18 protein-coding genes are annotated in these 19,838 nt (G+C 32.3%); 9 read left to right on the top strand and 9 right to left on the bottom strand.

Annotated elements, in window-relative coordinates:
* Positions 1–74 precede the first annotated feature (74 nt).
* Entirely contained in the window at positions 75–1,175 is a 1,101-nt protein-coding gene (locus AC2TDS_RS06915; RefSeq protein ID WP_484738370.1) for a Glu/Leu/Phe/Val family dehydrogenase, read from the bottom strand.
* A gap of 163 nt (positions 1,176–1,338) precedes the next feature.
* Here AC2TDS_RS06915 and AC2TDS_RS06910 point away from each other — a divergent pair, with 163 nt between their 5' ends.
* Positions 1,339–3,093: an ABC transporter ATP-binding protein gene (locus AC2TDS_RS06910; RefSeq protein ID WP_484738369.1), complete on the top strand. Its 1,755-nt coding sequence runs from the start codon at positions 1,339–1,341 to the stop codon at positions 3,091–3,093.
* Positions 3,094–3,173: 80 nt separating this feature from the next.
* A complete protein-coding gene (locus tag AC2TDS_RS06905) occupies positions 3,174–3,536 on the top strand; it encodes a PUR family DNA/RNA-binding protein (protein WP_484738368.1) in 363 nt (120 codons plus the stop codon).
* A 122-nt stretch (positions 3,537–3,658) separates the two neighbouring features.
* On the opposite strand, the gene AC2TDS_RS06900 is transcribed toward AC2TDS_RS06905, so the two are convergent.
* From AC2TDS_RS06900 to AC2TDS_RS06890, 3 genes are read right to left on the bottom strand one after another with little or no spacing between them, the layout of a single operon-like run.
* Positions 3,659–4,696: an isochorismate synthase gene (locus AC2TDS_RS06900; protein ID WP_484738367.1), complete on the bottom strand. Its 1,038-nt coding sequence runs from the start codon at positions 4,694–4,696 to the stop codon at positions 3,659–3,661.
* A 2-nt stretch (positions 4,697–4,698) separates the two neighbouring features.
* Positions 4,699–5,544 (bottom strand): alpha/beta fold hydrolase, encoded by an 846-nt coding sequence (locus AC2TDS_RS06895; protein WP_484738366.1) that lies wholly within the window; start codon positions 5,542–5,544, stop codon positions 4,699–4,701.
* Positions 5,541–5,963 (bottom strand): PaaI family thioesterase, encoded by a 423-nt coding sequence (locus AC2TDS_RS06890; RefSeq protein WP_484738365.1) that lies wholly within the window; start codon positions 5,961–5,963, stop codon positions 5,541–5,543. Before AC2TDS_RS06890 ends, AC2TDS_RS06895 begins: the two co-directional genes overlap by 4 nt.
* Positions 5,964–6,021: 58 nt before the next feature.
* Here AC2TDS_RS06890 and AC2TDS_RS06885 point away from each other — a divergent pair, with 58 nt between their 5' ends.
* Genes AC2TDS_RS06885 through AC2TDS_RS06875 form a run of 3 tightly spaced genes read left to right on the top strand, consistent with a single transcriptional unit; the run spans position 6,022 to position 7,773 of the window.
* Positions 6,022–6,489, top strand: coding sequence for an IS1096 element passenger TnpR family protein (locus AC2TDS_RS06885; RefSeq protein ID WP_484738364.1), 468 nt, complete (start codon positions 6,022–6,024; stop codon positions 6,487–6,489).
* 2 nt (positions 6,490–6,491) lie between these two features.
* The gene (locus AC2TDS_RS06880) at positions 6,492–7,112 is read left to right on the top strand and encodes an L-threonylcarbamoyladenylate synthase (protein WP_484738363.1); all 621 of its coding nucleotides are present in this window, start codon (positions 6,492–6,494) and stop codon (positions 7,110–7,112) included.
* On the top strand, positions 7,102–7,773 hold the full coding sequence (locus AC2TDS_RS06875) for a hypothetical protein (RefSeq protein ID WP_484738362.1): 672 nt from the start codon (positions 7,102–7,104) through the stop codon (positions 7,771–7,773). Before AC2TDS_RS06880 ends, AC2TDS_RS06875 begins: the two co-directional genes overlap by 11 nt.
* Here AC2TDS_RS06875 and AC2TDS_RS06870 read toward each other — a convergent pair.
* Positions 7,770–8,765 carry a glycosyltransferase family 2 protein gene (locus AC2TDS_RS06870; RefSeq protein WP_484738925.1) on the bottom strand — a complete coding sequence of 332 codons (996 nt, stop codon included), beginning with the start codon at positions 8,763–8,765 and terminating at the stop codon, positions 7,770–7,772. The genes AC2TDS_RS06875 and AC2TDS_RS06870 overlap by 4 nt on opposite strands.
* A gap of 330 nt (positions 8,766–9,095) precedes the next feature.
* Positions 9,096–9,536: a type I restriction enzyme HsdR N-terminal domain-containing protein gene (locus tag AC2TDS_RS06865; protein ID WP_484738361.1), complete on the bottom strand. Its 441-nt coding sequence runs from the start codon at positions 9,534–9,536 to the stop codon at positions 9,096–9,098.
* Positions 9,537–9,592: 56 nt separating this feature from the next.
* Here AC2TDS_RS06865 and holA point away from each other — a divergent pair, with 56 nt between their 5' ends.
* From holA to AC2TDS_RS06845, 4 genes are all read left to right on the top strand, one after another.
* Entirely contained in the window at positions 9,593–10,597 is a 1,005-nt protein-coding gene (holA, locus tag AC2TDS_RS06860; protein WP_484738360.1) for a DNA polymerase III subunit delta, read from the top strand.
* Positions 10,598–11,109: 512 nt separating this feature from the next.
* Positions 11,110–11,949, top strand: a complete 840-nt coding sequence (locus tag AC2TDS_RS06855) for a GLPGLI family protein (RefSeq protein WP_484738359.1) — start codon at positions 11,110–11,112, stop codon at positions 11,947–11,949.
* Between the two features lie 205 nt (positions 11,950–12,154).
* Complete coding sequence (locus AC2TDS_RS06850) at positions 12,155–14,872, top strand: carboxypeptidase-like regulatory domain-containing protein (protein ID WP_484738358.1); 2,718 nt, start codon at positions 12,155–12,157, stop codon at positions 14,870–14,872.
* A 406-nt stretch (positions 14,873–15,278) separates the two neighbouring features.
* On the top strand, positions 15,279–16,910 hold the full coding sequence (locus AC2TDS_RS06845; RefSeq protein ID WP_484738357.1) for an ABC-F family ATP-binding cassette domain-containing protein: 1,632 nt from the start codon (positions 15,279–15,281) through the stop codon (positions 16,908–16,910).
* 317 nt (positions 16,911–17,227) lie between these two features.
* On the opposite strand, the gene AC2TDS_RS06840 is transcribed toward AC2TDS_RS06845, so the two are convergent.
* The 3 genes from AC2TDS_RS06840 to AC2TDS_RS06830 all read right to left on the bottom strand — a co-directional run bounded on the left by AC2TDS_RS06840 (position 17,228) and on the right by AC2TDS_RS06830 (position 19,765).
* Complete coding sequence (locus AC2TDS_RS06840) at positions 17,228–18,181, bottom strand: hypothetical protein (RefSeq protein WP_484738356.1); 954 nt, start codon at positions 18,179–18,181, stop codon at positions 17,228–17,230.
* A gap of 59 nt (positions 18,182–18,240) precedes the next feature.
* A complete protein-coding gene (locus AC2TDS_RS06835) occupies positions 18,241–18,918 on the bottom strand; it encodes a hypothetical protein (protein ID WP_484738355.1) in 678 nt (225 codons plus the stop codon).
* 184 nt (positions 18,919–19,102) lie between these two features.
* Positions 19,103–19,765, bottom strand: coding sequence for a methyltransferase domain-containing protein (locus AC2TDS_RS06830; protein ID WP_484738354.1), 663 nt, complete (start codon positions 19,763–19,765; stop codon positions 19,103–19,105).
* Positions 19,766–19,838: the final 73 nt, after the last annotated feature.

Below are 19,838 nucleotides of genomic sequence, written 5' to 3'. Positions count from 1 at the left end.
TTTAAAGAACTTTAAAAAAAGAGCGATAGATTATTTCTAACGCTCTGCAAAAGTAAAACTTTTATTTTTTTTACCTAATTATTTTGTTCTTTTTTACGTGTGTTAATTCTAGCTTGTGCAATATTTAATGCTGCTTTATGTGTTGAGATATTTTCTTTTTCAGCAAGAGCAAAAATCTCTAATGTGGTATTATAGATATTTTCAGTTCTTTTTAAACTTTCTTCTTTCTTATAACCAGCTACTTCAGCGTATACATTGATAATACCACCTGCATTAATCAAAAAGTCTGGAGCATAAGCAATACCTTTTTTCTGTAGCAATTTACCATGTTTAACTTCATTAGCTAATTGGTTGTTTGCGGCACCTGCAATAATTTTAGCCTGTAATTGATCGATTGTTTTATCGTTTAATGTAGCTCCTAAAGCACAAGGCGCGTAAATGTCTAGGTCTAAACCATAAATATCATTCCCTAAAACAACATTGGCATTGTATTTTTTACTTAGTTCTTCTAAACGAGGCTCGTTAATATCATTTAAAATAACCTTTGCTCCTTCATCCGTAATGTGTTTAACAAGCGTTTCTCCAACATGTCCTATTCCTTGAACTAGTATTTTTTTCCCTTCAAGGTTATCTGAACCAAATTTATATTTAGCTGCGGCTTTCATGCCCATATATACACCATAAGCTGTTACGGGTGAAGGGTTTCCTGATCCTCCAATAGATTCTGATACCCCCGTTACATGTGGTGTAACTTCACGAATTATATCCATATCGCGAGTTTCCATTCCAACATCTTCAGCGGTAATATATTTTCCACTTAAAGAATTTACAAACTGTCCAAATCTACGCATTAAATCGTCGTTCTTCTGAGTTTTAGCATCTCCTATGATAACGGCTTTTCCTCCTCCAAGATTTAGACCGGTAATTGCTGATTTAAAGGTCATACCACGTGACAAGCGCAATACATCATTTAAAGCTTCCCATTCACTTTTATATTGCCACATTCTTGTACCTCCAAGAGCCGGCCCCAAAGTTGTATTATGAATACCAATTATTGCTTTTAAACCTGTATCTTCGTCATTACAAAAAACGATTTGTTCGTGATTGTCAAAAGATAATTGACCAAATACGGGGTTGTTTTTAAGGTCTTTAGTATCAATGATTTCTGATGTCATTTGTTATTAGTTTAGTTTGAGGTTTATTTTGATAATCTCAAAAAATTAGAAGGCGAAAATATGAAATCATTGAAACATAATCAAAAAAAGCCCTATAAATTGTATTATCTTTAACAATGAAGGTTGTTAATATTAAAAATTAAGTTTAAAATTTGGAGTAATATTGGAAGCATTACAATACTTAAATAAATATTTTAGAAAATATAAATGGCGATTATTAGTAGGTGTTATTATAACCGTTTTATCAAAATTATTAGCTTTAAAAATACCTGTAATAATTAGAGATTCTTTGAATGTAGTTGAAGATTATTTAAACGGCGCTGTTAATGATATAGTTTTGGTTAAAAGAGAGTTATTATATAATGTGCTTCTTATTATTGGAGTGACGTTAGTTGCTGGTTTTTTTACATTTTTAATGAGGCAGACTATTATTGTAATGTCTAGAATGATTGAGTTTGATTTAAAAAATGAAATTTATCAACAATACCAGCGGTTAGCTATTAATTTTTATAAAAAGAACCGGACAGGAGATTTGATGAATCGGATTAGTGAAGATGTATCGAAGGTGCGTATGTATTTTGGTCCAGCGATTATGTATACGCTTAATATGGTTGTGCTGTTTATAGTTGGATTCACGCAAATGTTACAAATTGATGCGACCTTAACGATGTACACATTATTACCTTTTCCAATTTTGTCAGTTTCAATATTCGTTTTAAGTAAGCAAATCAATAAAAAAAGCACCATCGTTCAACAATACCTATCCAAGTTAACCACCTATAACCAAGAGTTTTTTTCTGGGATTAATGTAGTGAAGTCTTATTCAATTGAGAAAGCTGTGATTACAAATTTTGATACTTTGGTAGATGTTAGTAAAGAAAAGAATATTGAATTACACAAAGTTCAAGCCTTATTTTTTCCTTTGATGATATTGTTAATTGGTATTAGTAATATCATTGTATTGTATGTAGGAGGAAAACAATACATTGCTGGAGAGATTAAGATTGGAGTTGTTGCAGAATTCTTTTTGTATGTCAATATCCTTACTTGGCCAGTCGCAATTGTAGGGTGGGTAACCTCGATTGTGCAGCAAGCTGAGGCTTCACAACAGAGAATTAATGAATTTTTAGAACAGGTACCTGAAATTAAAAATTCCATAAATACGAATACCGTTTTAAAAGGAAAGATCGAGTTTAAAGATGTTGAGTTAATCTATGATGACACAAATATAAAGGCGTTAAAAAAGATAAATTTCGTAATTAATGAAGGTGAAACCGTTGCTTTGATAGGGAAAACTGGAAGCGGAAAATCTACTGTGATAAATTTGGTATCGAGGTTATATGATGTGTCCAGTGGAGAAGTGTTATTGGATGGTGTAAATATAAGAGACTGTAATTTATATGATGTAAGAAATCAAATAGGTTTTGTACCTCAAGAGCCATTTTTGTTTTCGGATACTATAGAGAATAATATTAAGTTTGGTAAGGAAGATGCAACGGAAGCCGAAATAGTTGAAGCTGCTAAAAAAGCAGTTGTTCACGATAATATTATTGGTTTTAAGAATGAATACCAAACTATTTTAGGTGAGAGAGGTGTTACTTTATCGGGAGGGCAAAAGCAACGTGTATCGATAGCAAGGGCAATTATTAAAGATCCTAGTATTTTAATTTTTGATGATTGTTTATCAGCGGTAGATACAGAAACAGAGGAAAAAATCCTATCAAGTTTGGAGAAAGTTTCTAAAAATAAGACAACATTTATCATAAGTCATAGGGTGTCATCTGTAAAAAATGCCGACAAGATTATCGTGTTAGATCAAGGTGAAATAGTTCAGCAAGGTGCTCATAATCAATTGGTAAATAAGGGTGGGTACTATCAACACTTATACAATCAGCAACTTTTAGAAAAAGAAATATAAGGTTTCGTATTGTTGAGCGAAATATTTTGTTAGATTTGTTGAACAATTTTAAATAAACAACTATACTTAAGACAAGAATTATGAACGAGAGAGTAGAACAAGAAGAAATTTTTTCACAGGTTTTAAGAGCTGGAAGAAGAACGTATTTTTTTGATGTAAGGTCGACGAAAGCAGATGATTATTATTTAACCATTACCGAAAGTAAAAAATTCACACACGACGATGGTTCTTTTCATTACCAAAAGCATAAAATTTACTTATACAAAGAAGATTTTTCTGATTTTAAAGAAATGCTTGATAAGGCCACGGATTATATAGTAAAAGAAAAAGGCCAAGAGGTAATTAGTGAGCGTCACCAAAAAGATTACAAAAAAGAAGAGACAATAGTAGAAGAATCAACTTCAACTGATAGCTTTACAGATGTTTCTTTTGAGGATATATAAATAAGTACAACTTATTTGTTCTCACCTAAAGAAAATAAACTGTTTTTTTTAGTGCAAGAATTTCAATTCAAATTCAATTTACACAATAAAATCACCAACAACTTTTGTTTTGGTGGTTTTTTTTATAAAACACTTTTCATAACATGAGCTTTGGCCACCGTTTCTTCCCACTCTTTTTCAGGAATACTGTCTTTGGTAATTCCACCTCCTACATAAATGATAGCTTCGTTGTTTTGTAGTTGCATGCAACGGAGATTCACAAATAACTGAGTCTGTTGATCTGGTAGGTTAGCTTCCCCTAAAAAACCAGTATAGTACGAACGGTCGTAGAGTTCGTTGTCAAGGATAAATGATTTAGAAACATCTTTTGGCAGTCCGCAAACGGCTGGAGTGGGATGTAAAAGTTTAATGAAATCCAAATTTTTGGTTTTGAGACCCCCTTGAATTTCTGTTTTTAAATGCAGTAAATTTCCTGCTTTTATCGTTTTTGTTTTACTAGTGTAAATAGAACTGCATATTGGGGTTAGTTTTTTCACAATATAATCTGTGACAAATTGTTGTTCTTCAATTTCTTTTTGTTTCCAAGTAATGTTATGGTTTCCTTGATAAGTTTGAGTACCTGCTAAGGCCATAGTTTTAAAGTGAATACCATTTACTTTTACTAATGTTTCTGGGGTCGCTCCTAACCATAAACCAATTTGAGGATGAAACCAAAGGTACACCATAGCGTTCTTGTACTTTTCAAGTAAATTTTGAAAAATTGAGAGAATATCAAAATGGTCAAGCTGAATATGTTCTTTTCTAGATACAACCACTTTCTTAAGAAGTTCTTCATTAATAGCCTGTATTGCTTTTTTAACAAGTTGAAGATGCGTTTCCTTTGATGATGTATCTGTATTTTTAATCGGTTTTTGGGACTTTTTTTTGTAGGGGATTATTGGCTCTTCTACAAAAGAGGCTCTGTTTTTAGGAATTAAAACAGTTTGATTTTTATCGTCAAAAGGAGCAAAAATAAACCCACTTTCTGTGTAGTCTTTTGTGGTATATAAGGCGTCGTCTTTCTGGAAAAAAGCACGAATACTTGTACTGTCAGGCTTTCTGTAGGCAACAAAAGGAATTTTTTTTTGCAGGGAATTTTCTATTTGAATAAATATACTCAATATTAGGGTTTTAAAAGTTGTTGTTTTATCAATGAAAATTGACTCCAAATTAAATCATGTCCCACATCTTGAATCGTGATCAATTGGAATTTATCTTTCGGTAATTGTTGTGCTAAAAAGGCTGAATTGCTATACGGAACTATCCAATCGGCTTTTCCATGAATGCTTAGAATAGTGTTAGAGGTATACTTCCAGTTTGATTCAAAATTTTCTAGGTCTTTGCGGTGTGAAAGTTTTTCTTTTGAAGCCTCTTTCCATAGTCGAGGAACCAGCCATCTAGTTATGTTCCATTTATATAAGTTTAGCATCCATGGCATTGGCTCTACTTTGCTGTATACTGCGGGTGCTATTAATACAATTTTTTTTACGTTCTTTTTGGTGGCTAATGCGATGGGGCCGCCATAAGAATATCCGACTAGAGTTACTTTGTCAGAAGATATAGAACTAATTAAATCGTCTAGTAAGTCTCGTTCAAAGGCAATACTTTCCTGAACGTGATTTTTATCGTTGTAATTATATCCTATTCTATCGTAAGCGATCATATTGTATTTTTTCAATAAGTCGCTATCTTTCATGTATGCTATAAAGTTACTGCAAGAACCAATAGCGCCATGTATAAAAACTAAGGTGGGTAAGCTGCTGTTTTTCCCTGTAGAGAGTACTCTGTACCTAAAACCGTTGTAGTACTGGTATTTGATAAGCGGTTTATCAGAGTTTTTTTCAAACTTGCCTAGAATTTCTCTATCTGTATTAGGGGTTGAAAAATAGGTGAAAAGTCCGTATAGTATACAAAAAACAATACTAAGAGAAATACTTACTATTTTAAGAAGCTTTTTTAGGGTTCTCATTGTTTTTTATCCAATACAATATTGGTTAGTTTACAAACAGATATAAGATTGTCTTCTTCGTCTACAATTTTAATCTCCCATAAATGTGTTGTTCTTCCTTTATGAATAGGCCTAGCGGTAGCGAAAACAGTACCTTCTTTTTTACTTTTGATATGATTAATACTCAACTCTAAACCAACTGATTTTTGGGTTTTAGTATCAATAAATAAAAAGCCAGAAGCACAGCTACCGACTGTTTCTGCCAATGCAGCTGAAGCACCACCATGCAGTATTCCATAAGGTTGATGAACTCTTGAGTTTACAGGCATTTTAGCAACAAGAAAATCATCTCCTACATCAATGAAATCGATCTGTAGAGTTTCCATAAGAGTGTTTTTATTATAACTATTTAACCTATCAAGTATTTGAAGCTTATCCATAATGTTGAACAAAAATAAGCCAAAAATACGTATTTTTGCAATAACAAAAAACAACGGAATGTATAAAATACGTGCAATATTAGATACGAAAGAGGATGTAATCAGAACGCTACTAATTGATGAGAATAAATCGTTAGAGGAATTACATTCTTTAGTAGCTAAAGCATTCGGGTTTAATGGAGAAGAAATGGCTTCTTTTTACAGAACGGATGATACTTGGAATCAGGGAGAGGAAATACCGTTATTCAATATGGAAGAAGAAGGAGAAGGGATTTCTATGGCCACTTGTGTCTTAATTGAAACCTTGCCGGTTAAAAATGATAAACTAATTTATGTTTATGATTTTTTACATATGTGGACATTTTACATTGAAGTTGTTGATAAAATTGATGGTATTTCCCAAGATAAAGTTATATTAGCAGTAGGAGAGGTTCCTGCCGAAAGTCCTGATAGAGAGTTTAAAGCAGTTGATGCCTCAGATGAATTCGACGATTTCGAAAATTTAGAAGATTTTGACAATTATTAGAAATGGCACAGTTTATAAAGTTATATAACGAAAATCCAAACCCAAAAGAAATTAATAGGGTTGTAAAAGTGTTACAAAATGGTGGGATAATCATTTATCCAACAGATACTGTATACGGCTTAGGATGTGATATAACGAATACTAAAGCTTTAGAAAAAATAGCTAGAATAAAAGGTGTTAAGCTAGAAAAGGCCAACTTTTCATTTGTTTGTAATGATTTAAGTCATTTATCTGATTATGTAAAACAAATTAACACTCCTACGTATAAAATACTTAAAAGAGCCCTGCCAGGGCCGTATACGTTTGTTTTACCAGGTAGTAATTCGTTGCCAAAAGCGTTTAAAAAGAGAAAAACAGTGGGGATTCGCGTACCTGATAATAATATTGCAAGAACTATAGTTCAAGTTTTAGGCAATCCTATTGTCTCAACCTCAATCCATGATGAAGACGAAATTATAGAATATACTACCGATCCTGAATTAATTTTCGAAAAATGGCAAAACATGGTCGATATAGTTATTGACGGAGGTTATGGAGATAACCATGCGTCTACTGTAATTGACTTAACGGATTCGGAGCCAACTATAATAAGAGAAGGTAAGGGGAGTTTAGATGTTTTATAAGGAGGTTTTACAGAAAATACCCAATGATAGTGGTCCTATATATGAAGAGACAATAGCGGGAAGATTCCCAGTGGAACCTTTTAACACGTTTAGTAATTTAATTTTTATCTTTATACTGATCTATTTTGGTCGAAAAATCTATAAAAACCGAAAAGAGCACCCATTTTTTTTATTTGCAATACCAGTAATATTTATTAGCTGGATCGGTGGTACTATGTACCATGGAACAAGAAGTCATGAATTTTGGTTGCTGCTAGACGGAGTGCCAATTACCATGGTATGCTTAGCTGGCGCCCTCTATTTTGTAGGAAAGATAAAAAAAACCTTTACTGGGCGAACTGTGTTGTTAATTGGTTTACTTTTATTGGCAATACTGCCAAGAGTGCTGTTTTTATCTAATGACTTTAAGTATTTTATAGATTATATCGTTACCGCGATAACCGTGTTAACTCCATTGCTTTGGTGGGCGTATATAAATCGTTGGAAAAACGTGCGTTATATAGTATATGGTACTGTTTTTTTTACCATTGCAATTTTGTTTAGAACTTTAGATGGTGCAGCGCCGCTTTTACCCATGGGTACGCATTGGTTATGGCATGTTTTTGGTGGAGTATCAGTATTCTGTTTGTTGAATTATATTTATTTAGAGAACCTTACTTAGCGTAAACTATCAAATTTTTTCCTACCCAAACCAAAGTATTGCCAAACAATAGAAAAGTGAATGTTGTAGTCTGATTTTTTATGTAGTTTTCGTCTTTTATTTAAAAACTTAAAAAAGTTTACGTAAAAGCTCAAATGAGCTTTCAAAATAGCCCAAGAATGCACAGGTCTTAAGTCTAAAGCAAATTTAACACCTGCGATACCATCTAAAACTAGACGAGAAAAAACAACAAATAGGAAACGTTGTTTAGGAACATTTTTTACGATGTTTAACAGGCTGTTTCTGAAGTTTAAAAAGGTTTTACGTGGGCTGTTTCCTTGCAAAGTTGCTCCACCTAAATGGTATACCGTTGAAGTACCTACGTATTTAATTTCATATCCTTCGTTTTGAGCACGCCAACAAAGGTCGATTTCTTCTTGATGAGCAAAATAATCTTCATCAAAACCGCCTAGATTGTGATAAACCTCAGAGCGAATAAACAAGCAAGCACCAGAGGCCCAAAAAATAGAGGTAATATCATTGAATTGCCCAGTATCTTTTTCTAAGCTATGAAATACACGTCCACGACAATAAGGATAACCAAAAAAGTCAATAAAACCACCTCCTGCTCCTGCATATTCAAAGGTTGTTTTATCTTTAAAATCTAATAATTTTGGTTGAATGATCGCTGTATTTTGATCATTTTGGAAAACTTCTAAAATAGGTGTTAACCAATTTTGCGTAACATCTACATCAGAATTTAACAAGCAATATATATCTGCTTCAATATCTTGTAAAGCATCATTGTATCCTTTTGCGTAACCTCCATTTGAATGGTTTCGTACAATTTTTACAGAAGGAAAATGGTGCTGTACAAATTCTATAGAGTTATCAGTAGAAGCATTGTCAGCAATATATATATCAGCTTCAGGGCTAAATTTCACTACTGATGGTAAAAATTGTTCTAACAATTGTTGACCATTCCAATTTAATATGACGACTGCAGTTTTCAAGATGCCAAAAATACATTTTAAAAATGAGTTAAACATAGAAGAAATCATTAATTTGTTGGCTAGTAATAAAAAGTATTTATTGAGCTCCTTAAAGCGAGACTTCAGCTGTTTTTATGTGAATGACACCCAAGTGTACCATGGCAATAGTATCCCGATTTATGGGTGAAACTAATACATGAATGAGAGGGAAGGATTCTATAGTTTATGTAAGAAATTGTGTTTTTTCATTTAGTAGATAACAACAATTAGTTTGTTAGCGTTTCTTATAATGATACGCATGTATATAATAAGTGGACGTTTTATTGTGGTAAATTCAAATGGTAAACAGTATTAGTAGTTGGGAAGGTCTGGCAAAAAAATATAACGTTCATTTTCGATATCTAGCATGCAATAAAAATGTTGTAATCCATTGGTAACTACTAAAAATTGAGCGTTTAGTTTTAAGTTATAGCGAGCAATTTGATCAAAGGTGTCTTGTGATATTTTTATCGAAGGAGCTTTGCATTCTACAATAATATTGGGCGTACCATCAGGTGAAAAAATGACAATATCAGTACGTTTTTTTAAATTGTTAATAGTCAATTGTTTTTCAATAGCAATTAAAGAAGTAGGATATTTCTTTTCTGTTATTAAAAATCGAACAAAATGCTGACGTACCCATTCTTCAGGAGTAAGAACTACATATTTTTTTCGTAAACTATCAAAAATAAGCGTCTTATTTTCGTTACTTTTGAGGTCAAAATCGCAGGTAGGTAAGTTTAATTTTTGCATAAGTCAAAAATACTAAAACTTTCAAATTTTAATTATTCAATAGTATATTGTTTTCAATGAATGACGTAAGCCACATAATTAACGATATTAAGAACGGAAAAATCAAACCTATTTATTTTTTAATGGGTGAAGAGCCTTATTATATTGATGAAATTTCTGAGTATATTGAAAATACATTGTTAGATGAATCTGAAAAAGGATTCAATCAGATGGTTATGTATGGTCGTGATGTTTCTATTGATGAAATTGTATCGTCAGCAAAACGCTTTCCGATGATGGCAGAGCATCAGGTAATTATTGTAAAAGAAGCTCAAGACCTGAGCAGAACTATTGATAAAATTGAAGCTTATGCGAATAACCCGCAGCCAACAACGGTTCTAGTATTTAATTACAAATATAAAAAGCTTGACAAGCGTAAAAAAGCCTATAAGGCTATTGCTAAAAATGGGTTGATTTACGAGAGTAAAAAGTTGTATGAAAATCAGGTTTCTGATTGGATTCGTAAAAGGTTGGGTAGTAGGAAATACAATATTGAACCCAAAGCAGCTCAAATGCTGGTGGAGTTTTTAGGAACTGATTTGAGTAAGATAAGTAATGAATTGGATAAATTAACGTCAATATTATCCGTTGAAACGATTATCAATGCGGCGCATATTGAAGAGAATATTGGGATTTCTAAGGATTTCAATAATTTTGAATTGAGAAAGGCCGTTGGACAAAAAGATGTGATCAAAGCCAATAGAATTATTAATTATTTTGCACAAAACCCAAAGAACAATCCGTTGGTAATGACCATATCTCTACTCAATAGTTTTTTTACTCAGTTGTTAATGTATCACGGATTGAAGGACAAATCGAAAGCATCTGTAGCAAAAACATTGGGAGTAAATCCGTATTTTGTTGATGATTATGTGACTGCAGCACGTAGCTATCCTATGCGAAAGGTATCACAAGTAATTACGTTATTACGTGACGCTGATGTAAAAAGCAAAGGAGTTGGAGCAAATGGAATGCCACAATCTGATATCTTAAAAGAATTATTGTTTAAAATTTTACATTAAAGTAGTGACGGAGATCTGTTCGAATAAAAGAATGTAAGAACCTCTTGTTTGCAGCGCAAGAATTCGGTGTTACTTGTTTCTAGCCATAAAATAAAACCATTTCTGCTATTAATATATCGATCGTAATTGTTTAGTTTTTAATGTTATAGGTGGTGGTTCTTCGAATCCTTTTAATGCGAAGTATTTATTTGTAAATTGTATAATACCTTTACAAATTAAAAGGACTACAATAAAACGCCCTTTTTTACTTTCTTCTTCATTAGAACAAAACATGATTGTCTTGTTAAGTAATTTAAAATCATAGGTATAGTTTTAAGATTTATTCGGCGTTAGTAACTCTAAATTCCTCAGTGAATCGTTCTCATTTACTTGTTGTATTTCGGTGAAATACACTTAATAAATTGATGTATAGTGTTTTTAAAAAGCTATATTTATGTTAAAGTTTTGATAATAAACAGTAAAATGTTTAATCTTTTTATATTTTTGTTAAACAATTCAACCAACTATCTACTATGAAATCAATTCTATTACAATCTAGTTTTCTTGTTTTTTTTATGCTTGTATCTTTCAAACCTAATGTACAACAAGAGTTCAAAGGTCAGGCAATATATTTTTCTAAATCTAAATTAGAGTTAGGCAGATGGGGAGCAAGAATGAGTGAAGCACAGAAAAAGCAAATCCAATCACGTCTGAAGAATAGGTTGGAAAAAACCTACGTGCTAAATTTTAATAAGAAAGAATCATTTTTTAAGGAAGAAGAAAAACTAGACGCTATGTCTGGTGCAACGGATTCTTGGGGTAAAAACTTTTCACAAGGAGAACAATACAAAAATGTAAAAGAGAATACATTAGTGCAAAGTCAAGAGTTTTATGGAAAAAAGTTCTTGGTGAAAGATAAATTACAAACTATTAAATGGAAGTTAGGTAAAGAGTCAAAAAAAATCGGACAATATTTATGTTTTAAAGCTACAGCTTCAATACCAACATCAGAATTAACATGGTATAATTTTTCATGGAGTGATTTAAGGCGAACTGAAGAAAGTGCATCAGATTCTTTACGTGTTAACAATAAAGAAGTAGAAATAAAAATAACTGAAGTAGAGGCCTGGTATACACCACAAATTCCAGTAAGCCATGGACCTGCAGAATACTGGGGGTTGCCTGGGCTTATTTTGGAAGTAGGGGCAGGCAATACGATTATGTTATGCTCTAAAGTTGTTATAAACCCTAAAGAAGAAATACTTATAGAAGCCCCTGAGAAAGGGAAGGAAATCACAAAAAGTGAATATCAAAATACCATTAGAGGCAAAATGATTGAAATGAGGAATAATAGAGGAAGAAGAAGGAGGTAATACCATTTGCCATTTGAATTTACCATAATAAGACGTTCTTTTTTCCTTTCTATTTCAATAGAAAAAGAAGTCATAGCTACAGCTATTATTGATTTTTATACCTTATATAAAGAAAAAAATACTTGTTTTTTTTACATTAAATTCAAAGAATAACTGGTATAATACTTTGTAAGTATATTTTTAAAATATTTAAGTAACGTCAATCATGAAAAAAGTACTTAGTTTTTTGATTTTAGTGATCACTAGTAATTTTTATGCCCAATTAAATCTTCAAGGTGTTGTAAAAGACAGTTTGAATAGTCCCTTAGAGCTTGCGAATGTTATAGCTATAGATAAAACAACCAGTTTGTTAGCATCTTATGGAATTACTGATGTAAAGGGTGCGTATAAATTAGCATTAAAAAAGAATCAGTCGTATAAAATACAAGTTAGTTATGTGGGCATGAAAACTTTTGAAGAGGTTTTAATAACCAAAGAAAGTGACATAAGTAAAGACTTCACCTTACAATTAGATAAGGTGTTAGACGAGGTAGAAGTAACCTATGAAATGCCAGTAATAATTAAAGGAGATACGTTGGTATACAATGCAGATTCTTTTAAAAACGGAACAGAAAGAAAGTTAGAAGATGTTCTTGAAAAATTACCAGGCGTAGAAATAAATGAAGAAGGGCAAGTAGAAGTGGAAGGCAAAGTGGTAAATAAGTTGATGGTTAATGGAAAAGATTTTTTTGACGGAGACACCAAACTAGCCACTAAAAATATTCCTTCAAAAGCAGTTGATAAAATACAAGTGTTACGTAATTATGCTGAAGTTGGTCAACTTAGCGGAGTAAGAAACAATCAGGATAATGTAGCTTTAAATATTCAATTAAAAAAGGGAAAAGAAAATTTTTGGTTTGGTAATGTCACGGTAGGAGCAGGAACAGCACCAAAAGAAGAGCTTTATGTAGTTCAGCCTAAATTATTTTACTACAGCCCTAAATACAGTCTTAATTTTATTGGAGATGTTAACAATGTGGGAGAGATAGCCTTAAGTCGCAGGGATATTAGAGGCTTTGGAGGTGGTTTCAGAACACCAAGTAGAAGTAGTGGTACGAGTATAAATTTGGGAGATAATAGCCTTAACTTTTTAACCAGTCAGGATAATGCTGTACAAATAGAAAATCAATTGGCAACAGGTAACTTTAGTTATTCGCCTAAAAAATCATTAGACCTTAGCGGGTTTCTTATTCTTAATAGTAGTCAGATACTTTCAAAAGAAACAAGTTTTGTTCAGTATACAAATAGAGATTTGGGTATTCCAGATGAAGCTACAGAACAAACGAGTAATGAACGATCGAATCAGGGATTACTTAAATTAAGTGCGTCGTATAAACCAAATGTGAATAACCAATTAGATTATGATATTATTGGACGTATATCGGATGATAGGCAAGATCAAAACGTTTTTTCATCCGTAGTAGGAACTACAAATCAAATAGATGAAGTCACACCATACAGTATCAATCAAAATATAAATTACTACTATACACTTAATGAAACTAATATTTTTGCGCTAGAGGCACAACATTTATTTAAAAATGAAGACCCTTTTTATAATGCTATTCTAATGAATGACCCCAATAGTAGTGATGATGCGTTTGATACAACGGCAAATGCTCTAGGATTGGATAGAACACTAGACTCGTATAATCTAGCTCAGGATAGACGTATCAAGTCAAACCAATTAGATGCTAAATTAGATTATTATAATATCATCAACTCCAAAAGTAATATCAACTTAACAGTAGGAACAATTTTAAGTCGTCAAGAATTTAGCTCGGCTATTTTTCAGTTTTTAAATGATGGATCAAGGTTCGATCCAATTCCCAATATTAATGATGGAAAAGCCAATAATGATATTGAGTATAATTTTAGTGATGTATACTTAGGAGCACATTATCGCTTTAAAAAGGGGAAATTTACGGTCACCCCAGGCTTTTCTGTGCATGCCTACGGAAATAAGAACATTCAATTTGGAACGGTATACGAAAATAATTTTTTTAGAATATTACCAGACTTTGAAACCAGAATCCAGTTTAAAAAGAGTGAGGCATTAACGATACGATATGAAATGCGTAATCAATTTACAGACGTGACGCGTTTGGCCGAAGGGTTGGTATTAAATAACTATAATAGCATCCAATATGGAGCGCCTGAACTTCAAAATGCATTATCACATAATTTGAGTCTTTTTTACAGTAGCTTTAATTTGTTTAATTATACAAATGTTTTTGCAAGAGCGGCATATTCAAGTAATATTGATCAGGTAAGAAGTTTAACCGACTTTGAAAATGTTATTAGAACAAGCACGTTTTTTAACTCTAATTTTGCCGATGAAAATGTTAATATATTTGGTCGCGTTCAAAGAACATTTGGGAAGATTAGAGCGAGTATAAATGCTAACTTTAATTACAGTAAGATTAATCAGTTTATTCAAGGTGTACAATCGATAAATGAGAGAAACACGCAAACGTATACACCTGGTATTCGAACAAATTATTTAAAAGCTCCTAATATAAGTATAAGGTATCGTTATAGTATATCGCGTAATAATCAAGGAAGCAATAAAACAATATTCAAAACAAATGCTCCCTCAATAGAATTGGATGCATACCTATGGAAAACAGTTACTTTTCGTACCAATTATGCATATACCAACCAAGATTTAGGAAATGGTGAATCACAGTCATTTCAAAATTGGAATGCAACGATTTCTTACAGAAAAAATAGAGATGCAAAGTGGGAATATGAAATGAAAGCTACCAATTTACTGAATATAGAGTCGCAAGTTAGAAACAATGCCAATTATTTTTCAGCCTTTAGCTCAGAAACATTTATACAGCCTCGTTTTGTAACTTTTCGGTTTGTTTATACACTTTGATTGTTAGGTTAATGCCGTTTTTGACTCGAAATGAGGGTGAAAGAAAATGATAATGATAATGATTGCTTTTATATACAAGTTGAAAAAATTAAGAAGCCTTAGCGATGGTCTATTTTTTTAATCACGACGAAAGGAGAAAAGAATGTTTTATCGACAGTAATTGTTTAGGATAAATACCGATCTATAGGTGATACCATTTTAACGCTGAATTTTCTCTATTACTTTGAGGGGATAAAACACAAGCATGACTGCATGGAAATGGTTGTGTTCTCTTATCTAAGAATCTATATAATACCATTTTCTTTTACAGTGAATTCAAACAATAACTAGTATAACAATAAAAGCTTTCTGAAAAAATGGTAGGCTTTTGTCAAATTAGTTATTTTCGCGATCCAAATATATAGGTATGATTACTGTAGATCAATTAACGGTAGAGTTTAGTGGAAAGACCTTATTTAATGATGTGTCTTTTGTAATTAATGAGAACGATAAAATTGCCCTTATGGGTAAGAATGGGGCGGGAAAATCGACCATGATGAAGATTATCGCAGGCCTAACAAACCCGACTAGAGGAGGTGTTCGGTCACCTAAAGATACAGTAATAGCATATTTGCCGCAGCATTTGCTAATGGAAGACAATTGCACGGTTAAAGAAGAAGCTTCGAAAGCGTTTGATACCATTTTTAAGATGAAGGATGAAATGGAAGCTTTAAACAAACAGCTAGAAACACGCACTGATTATGAATCAGAAGAATATATGAAAATTATTGAGCGAGTTTCTGATCTGGGCGAAACCTATTATGCTTTAGAAGAAATTAACTATGAAGCGGAGGTAGAAAGGGCATTAAAAGGTTTAGGATTTAAACAGGAAGATTTAAATCGAGCTACATCAGAGTTTAGTGGCGGATGGCGTATGCGTATAGAGTTGGCTAAAATTTTGTTACAAAAACCCGATTTAATTTTATTAGATGAGCCTACTAACCACGTGGATATAGCATCGGTGATTTGGTTAGAAAATTTTTTAATAAATAAAGCAAAGGCAGTGGTAGTGATATCACATGACAAGGCTTTTATTGATACTATTACCAATAGAACTATTGAGGTAACAATGGGTACAATTCATGATTATAAAGCCAATTATACTCATTATTTAGAGTTGCGTAAAGAGCGTAGATCACATCAAATAAAAGCCTATGAAGAACAACAAAAGTTCATAGCTGATACCAAAGCTTTTATTGAACGTTTCAAAGGAACCTACTCTAAAACCAACCAGGTGGCATCACGTGAACGTATGCTAGAAAAATTGGTTCCTGTAGAAATTGATGAGGTTGATACCTCGTCATTAAAACTGCGTTTTCCACCGTCTCCACGTTCGGGAGATTATCCAGTAAGAGTGGAAGGACTTACCAAAAAATATGGTGATTTGACCGTGTTTAAAGATGCCAGTTTTTCGATCGCTCGTGGAGAGAAAGTTTCATTTGTAGGGCGCAATGGGGAAGGGAAGTCAACGATGATCAAAGCGATTATGGGACAAATAGATTTTGAAGGAGAATGTGGTTTAGGTCATAATGCTAAAGTGGGGTATTTTGCCCAAAATCAAGCTTCGTTATTAGATCCTGAATTAACCGTATTTCAAACAGTAGATGAGGTTGCCGAAGGAGATGTTCGCACACAGATTAAAAATATCTTAGGACGTTTTATGTTTGGTGGTGACGATATTGATAAAAAAGTAAAAGTATTATCAGGAGGAGAGAGAACCCGTTTAGCTATGGTAAAACTTCTTCTAGAACCGGTGAACTTATTGATTTTGGATGAGCCTACCAATCATTTAGACCTCCGCTCTAAGGATGTTATTAAAGAAGCTTTACTGCATTTTGACGGTACCTTACTGCTAGTGTCACACGATCGTGACTTTTTACAAGGCTTGTCTCAAAAAGTATTTGAGTTTAAAGATCAGCGTGTCATAGAACATTTCGAAACAATTGATGCCTTTTTAGAACGTAATAATATCAATGCTTTAAAAGAGATTGATTTATAATACCATTTTCTTTTACAGTAAATTCAAAAAATAACTGGTATAATACGATTTACAAATAAATATTTCGCATATCTATTATTTCTTTTGTAGCTATTTTTGCGTTATAAAACTTAACCATAGCTTGGCTATGCTAAAGTTTTATGCCTTAAACTAACTTAAAATAATTCAATACCTATACACGAAATATTTATCTGTAAATCGTATAAGAGGTTCTACACACTAGCATAAACGACTATATCTTGAATGTGAGTAGGTGTTCTAGGTACGTTGTAAACACACGATATTTTTTTGAGTAAAACCATCTAATTCAAAAGGTTTTATTCATTATAGATTAATTCAATAATAGTTTTATCGATTCTTTTTCCTTTTTGGTCATCAATATCAATGAGTGTTTTTCTTGTAGTCTCAATTTTATGCGGAATTCCAGGATTATAGTAATATTCATAAACATTACGATCCTGAATTTGAAAAACAGCTGTTTTTAGCGCTTTTTCCATTTCTTTATCTTCATATTTCATCAGTTTAAAGACTTGTTTAAGCATTTCTACAGTATCCTTCGGATCTAGGTTCATTTCTTGCTTAACGGTACAAAAGCTATCTTCAAAATTGACATCTTCAATATACAGCTTGGCTTTAGCTTTTATAGGTTCTCCTCCAAACATATTAGGTAATTCATCGTCATAGGTTAAAGGCTTGGTGATATCATATTCTACACCCATAGGAAAATGAAAATATTGTAATTCTTTTAAGACTAATTGTTCAACTCCTTGTTTTGTGCTGTAAGCTTGTTTGTAAGGTTCCATTGCTTTTTTTAAAGCATCGTGTGTTTTTTGATCTTCTTTTGCTAGAACATTAACGATATCGTCAAACATATTGTTCATAATTTCTCCGACTTCCTTCCAATTCAGAATTTCAATAAAGTCGCCAACCTCTGAAGTTTTATATTTGATTTCAGTGAGTTTATATTTAGAAAACTTATCCAGTAATTCTTCTGGAATTTTATAGGTGTTGCCTAGCTCGTTTTCATAACTCCATTTAACAGTATAGGAAGTTTCTGTGGAGTCAATTACTGTAAAATTAGCAATGTAGTTTTGTTTTTGGTCTTTGGTAAGTTTACCTTCTTTCCATTGCTGTTGTATTTTTGAGACTTTAAAATCGTAACTATCTCCTATTGACCAGTAAGACACGAAAGCGACTTTTGTTGAGTCAATTTGACTAAATAGAGTTGTCGTAAAAATTAATACGATAAGTACACTTAAATTTTTATTCATTTTATTTTTTTAATGGTAAACAAAGACCTTTGTAGAATACATTTGAATTTAGTTAGTTCTTAGTTTTTTGCGTTACCGGTTATAGTTTTAAATTTAGGAATTGTAAACTTTGTTAAATTTACTTCTTCGTGTTTGTAAGCTATTGCAGTTTGAGTAATGGAGCTCATAAATCCTTTTTGTTCTATTTTGAGCGGAAGACACCTTATTTTATGAAGGATTCCTTCCCAATGACCATAAACATGACCTTGGTAAAGTTTTGCGTCCATTTTAAGATATTCACTGTTATACCAAAGAGTCATTTGTCCCATTTTTGATTTTACTACAATGCTTTTACAAGCTATGTTCAATACAATGTTTGTTTCATCGGATTCTATTATTTCTATCAGATCATCCTTAGACTCTCTACTGTTAACAGTGAAGGCTGTATCCGAACCTTTTTGCCAACTATATAGCAGTCCGTCTTTAGGATTAAATACTTGAAATCCATTTTGGTTACCCGCCTCAATTTCTGAAATGTAATTAGGACCCTTATAAAAATATTTTTGAAGCATATATCCTTTTTCTCCAAACTGTTCTTTTATTCCTTTCTGCCAAGTACTATCTGGAATCTTTTCAGGGTTGGGGTTATGAACTTCTACTTTATAAGTAATCCAACCTTCAAAATTTTGTCCAAATGAAATAAAACTTGATAAAGTTAGTACGATAGCAATTAAAAATTGTTTACAATTTCTATTCATAATTTTTGTTTTAATTAAAGCCAATACGAGCACATATAGCATACTTCGGGCTTAAGTTAAAAACCATAGCTTTGCAGTAGCCGAAAATAAGTATTATTTTGTAGTTTACAAACTGGTTTTTTAATGTTGAATATATGTATAGCTAAATGATTTTTTTATACATTTTATTGAGTATTAGCAAACGTTAGGTCTCTTTTGTTGCCACTATTCTAATTCTTTTGTAATCAGCAAACCATGTATTGTTAATTAGGCATTTAGGCAGTGTCTTTTCTTGTACTTCGTCTTTTATTTCCTCGATATGCCTGTGATCAACACCTTTGAAGAAGCTTTCTGCAAACATTGAAATCCAATCTTTAATTCCTGTTTGTTTACTAGCGAGCTCTGTTGGGCGATCAAAATGCTCTGCAAAAAGAACGCGAAAACCTGCGGATTCGAGTTCTACTGAATATTCTCCAATGGAAGGGAAATACCATAAATCCAAATTAGATTGCTCTATATAACCTCTGTTTAATAAAGAGTTTCTCAGTTGTTTAACAATCGTTTGTATGTTTCCTTTGCCTCCAAATTCAAGTACAATTTTTCCATTTGGTTTTAGGTTTTCATACATAGATTTTATAGCACCTCTATGATTTTTTACCCAATGAAGGGTGGCATTAGAAAATATGAAGTCGAATTTTTTGTCGAATTTAAAATTTGCTGCATTACCAACCTGGAAGTTTATATTTGGAAATCTAGATTTGGCATCTTCAATCATTTCAATAGATTTGTCCATTCCGATTGTTTCTATTCCATAATTAGTGTTTAATGGAAGTTTATGGAGGAGAATAAAAATACTTCTACAAAGCATTTTTGTGAAGACAAGTCACGAAGTTTTTAATATACCATTTGTAAAAATAAGAAAACTAGCCTTTTAGGGGCTA

This window comes from Tenacibaculum profundicola (assembly GCF_057220795.1).
This window is presented reverse-complemented; position numbering and strand designations above follow the sequence as displayed.

Excerpts from the sequence above, each read along its gene's own strand:
- AC2TDS_RS06885 (WP_484738364.1), top strand. The coding sequence starts at position 6,022 with ATGTATAAAATACGTGCAATATTAGATACGAAAGAGGATGTAATCAGA.
- AC2TDS_RS06830 (WP_484738354.1), bottom strand. The coding sequence starts at position 19,765 with ATGCTTTGTAGAAGTATTTTTATTCTCCTCCATAAACTTCCATTAAAC.
- AC2TDS_RS06890 (WP_484738365.1), bottom strand. The coding sequence starts at position 5,963 with ATGGATAAGCTTCAAATACTTGATAGGTTAAATAGTTATAATAAAAAC.
- AC2TDS_RS06915 (WP_484738370.1), bottom strand. The coding sequence starts at position 1,175 with ATGACATCAGAAATCATTGATACTAAAGACCTTAAAAACAACCCCGTA.
- AC2TDS_RS06835 (WP_484738355.1), bottom strand. The coding sequence starts at position 18,918 with ATGAATAGAAATTGTAAACAATTTTTAATTGCTATCGTACTAACTTTA.
- AC2TDS_RS06875 (WP_484738362.1), top strand. The coding sequence starts at position 7,102 with ATGTTTTATAAGGAGGTTTTACAGAAAATACCCAATGATAGTGGTCCT.
- AC2TDS_RS06855 (WP_484738359.1), top strand. The coding sequence starts at position 11,110 with ATGAAATCAATTCTATTACAATCTAGTTTTCTTGTTTTTTTTATGCTT.
- AC2TDS_RS06880 (WP_484738363.1), top strand. The coding sequence starts at position 6,492 with ATGGCACAGTTTATAAAGTTATATAACGAAAATCCAAACCCAAAAGAA.
- AC2TDS_RS06845 (WP_484738357.1), top strand. The coding sequence starts at position 15,279 with ATGATTACTGTAGATCAATTAACGGTAGAGTTTAGTGGAAAGACCTTA.
- AC2TDS_RS06850 (WP_484738358.1), top strand. The coding sequence starts at position 12,155 with ATGAAAAAAGTACTTAGTTTTTTGATTTTAGTGATCACTAGTAATTTT.
- AC2TDS_RS06905 (WP_484738368.1), top strand. The coding sequence starts at position 3,174 with ATGAACGAGAGAGTAGAACAAGAAGAAATTTTTTCACAGGTTTTAAGA.
- holA (WP_484738360.1), top strand. The coding sequence starts at position 9,593 with ATGAATGACGTAAGCCACATAATTAACGATATTAAGAACGGAAAAATC.
- AC2TDS_RS06895 (WP_484738366.1), bottom strand. The coding sequence starts at position 5,544 with ATGAGAACCCTAAAAAAGCTTCTTAAAATAGTAAGTATTTCTCTTAGT.
- AC2TDS_RS06840 (WP_484738356.1), bottom strand. The coding sequence starts at position 18,181 with ATGAATAAAAATTTAAGTGTACTTATCGTATTAATTTTTACGACAACT.
- AC2TDS_RS06865 (WP_484738361.1), bottom strand. The coding sequence starts at position 9,536 with ATGCAAAAATTAAACTTACCTACCTGCGATTTTGACCTCAAAAGTAAC.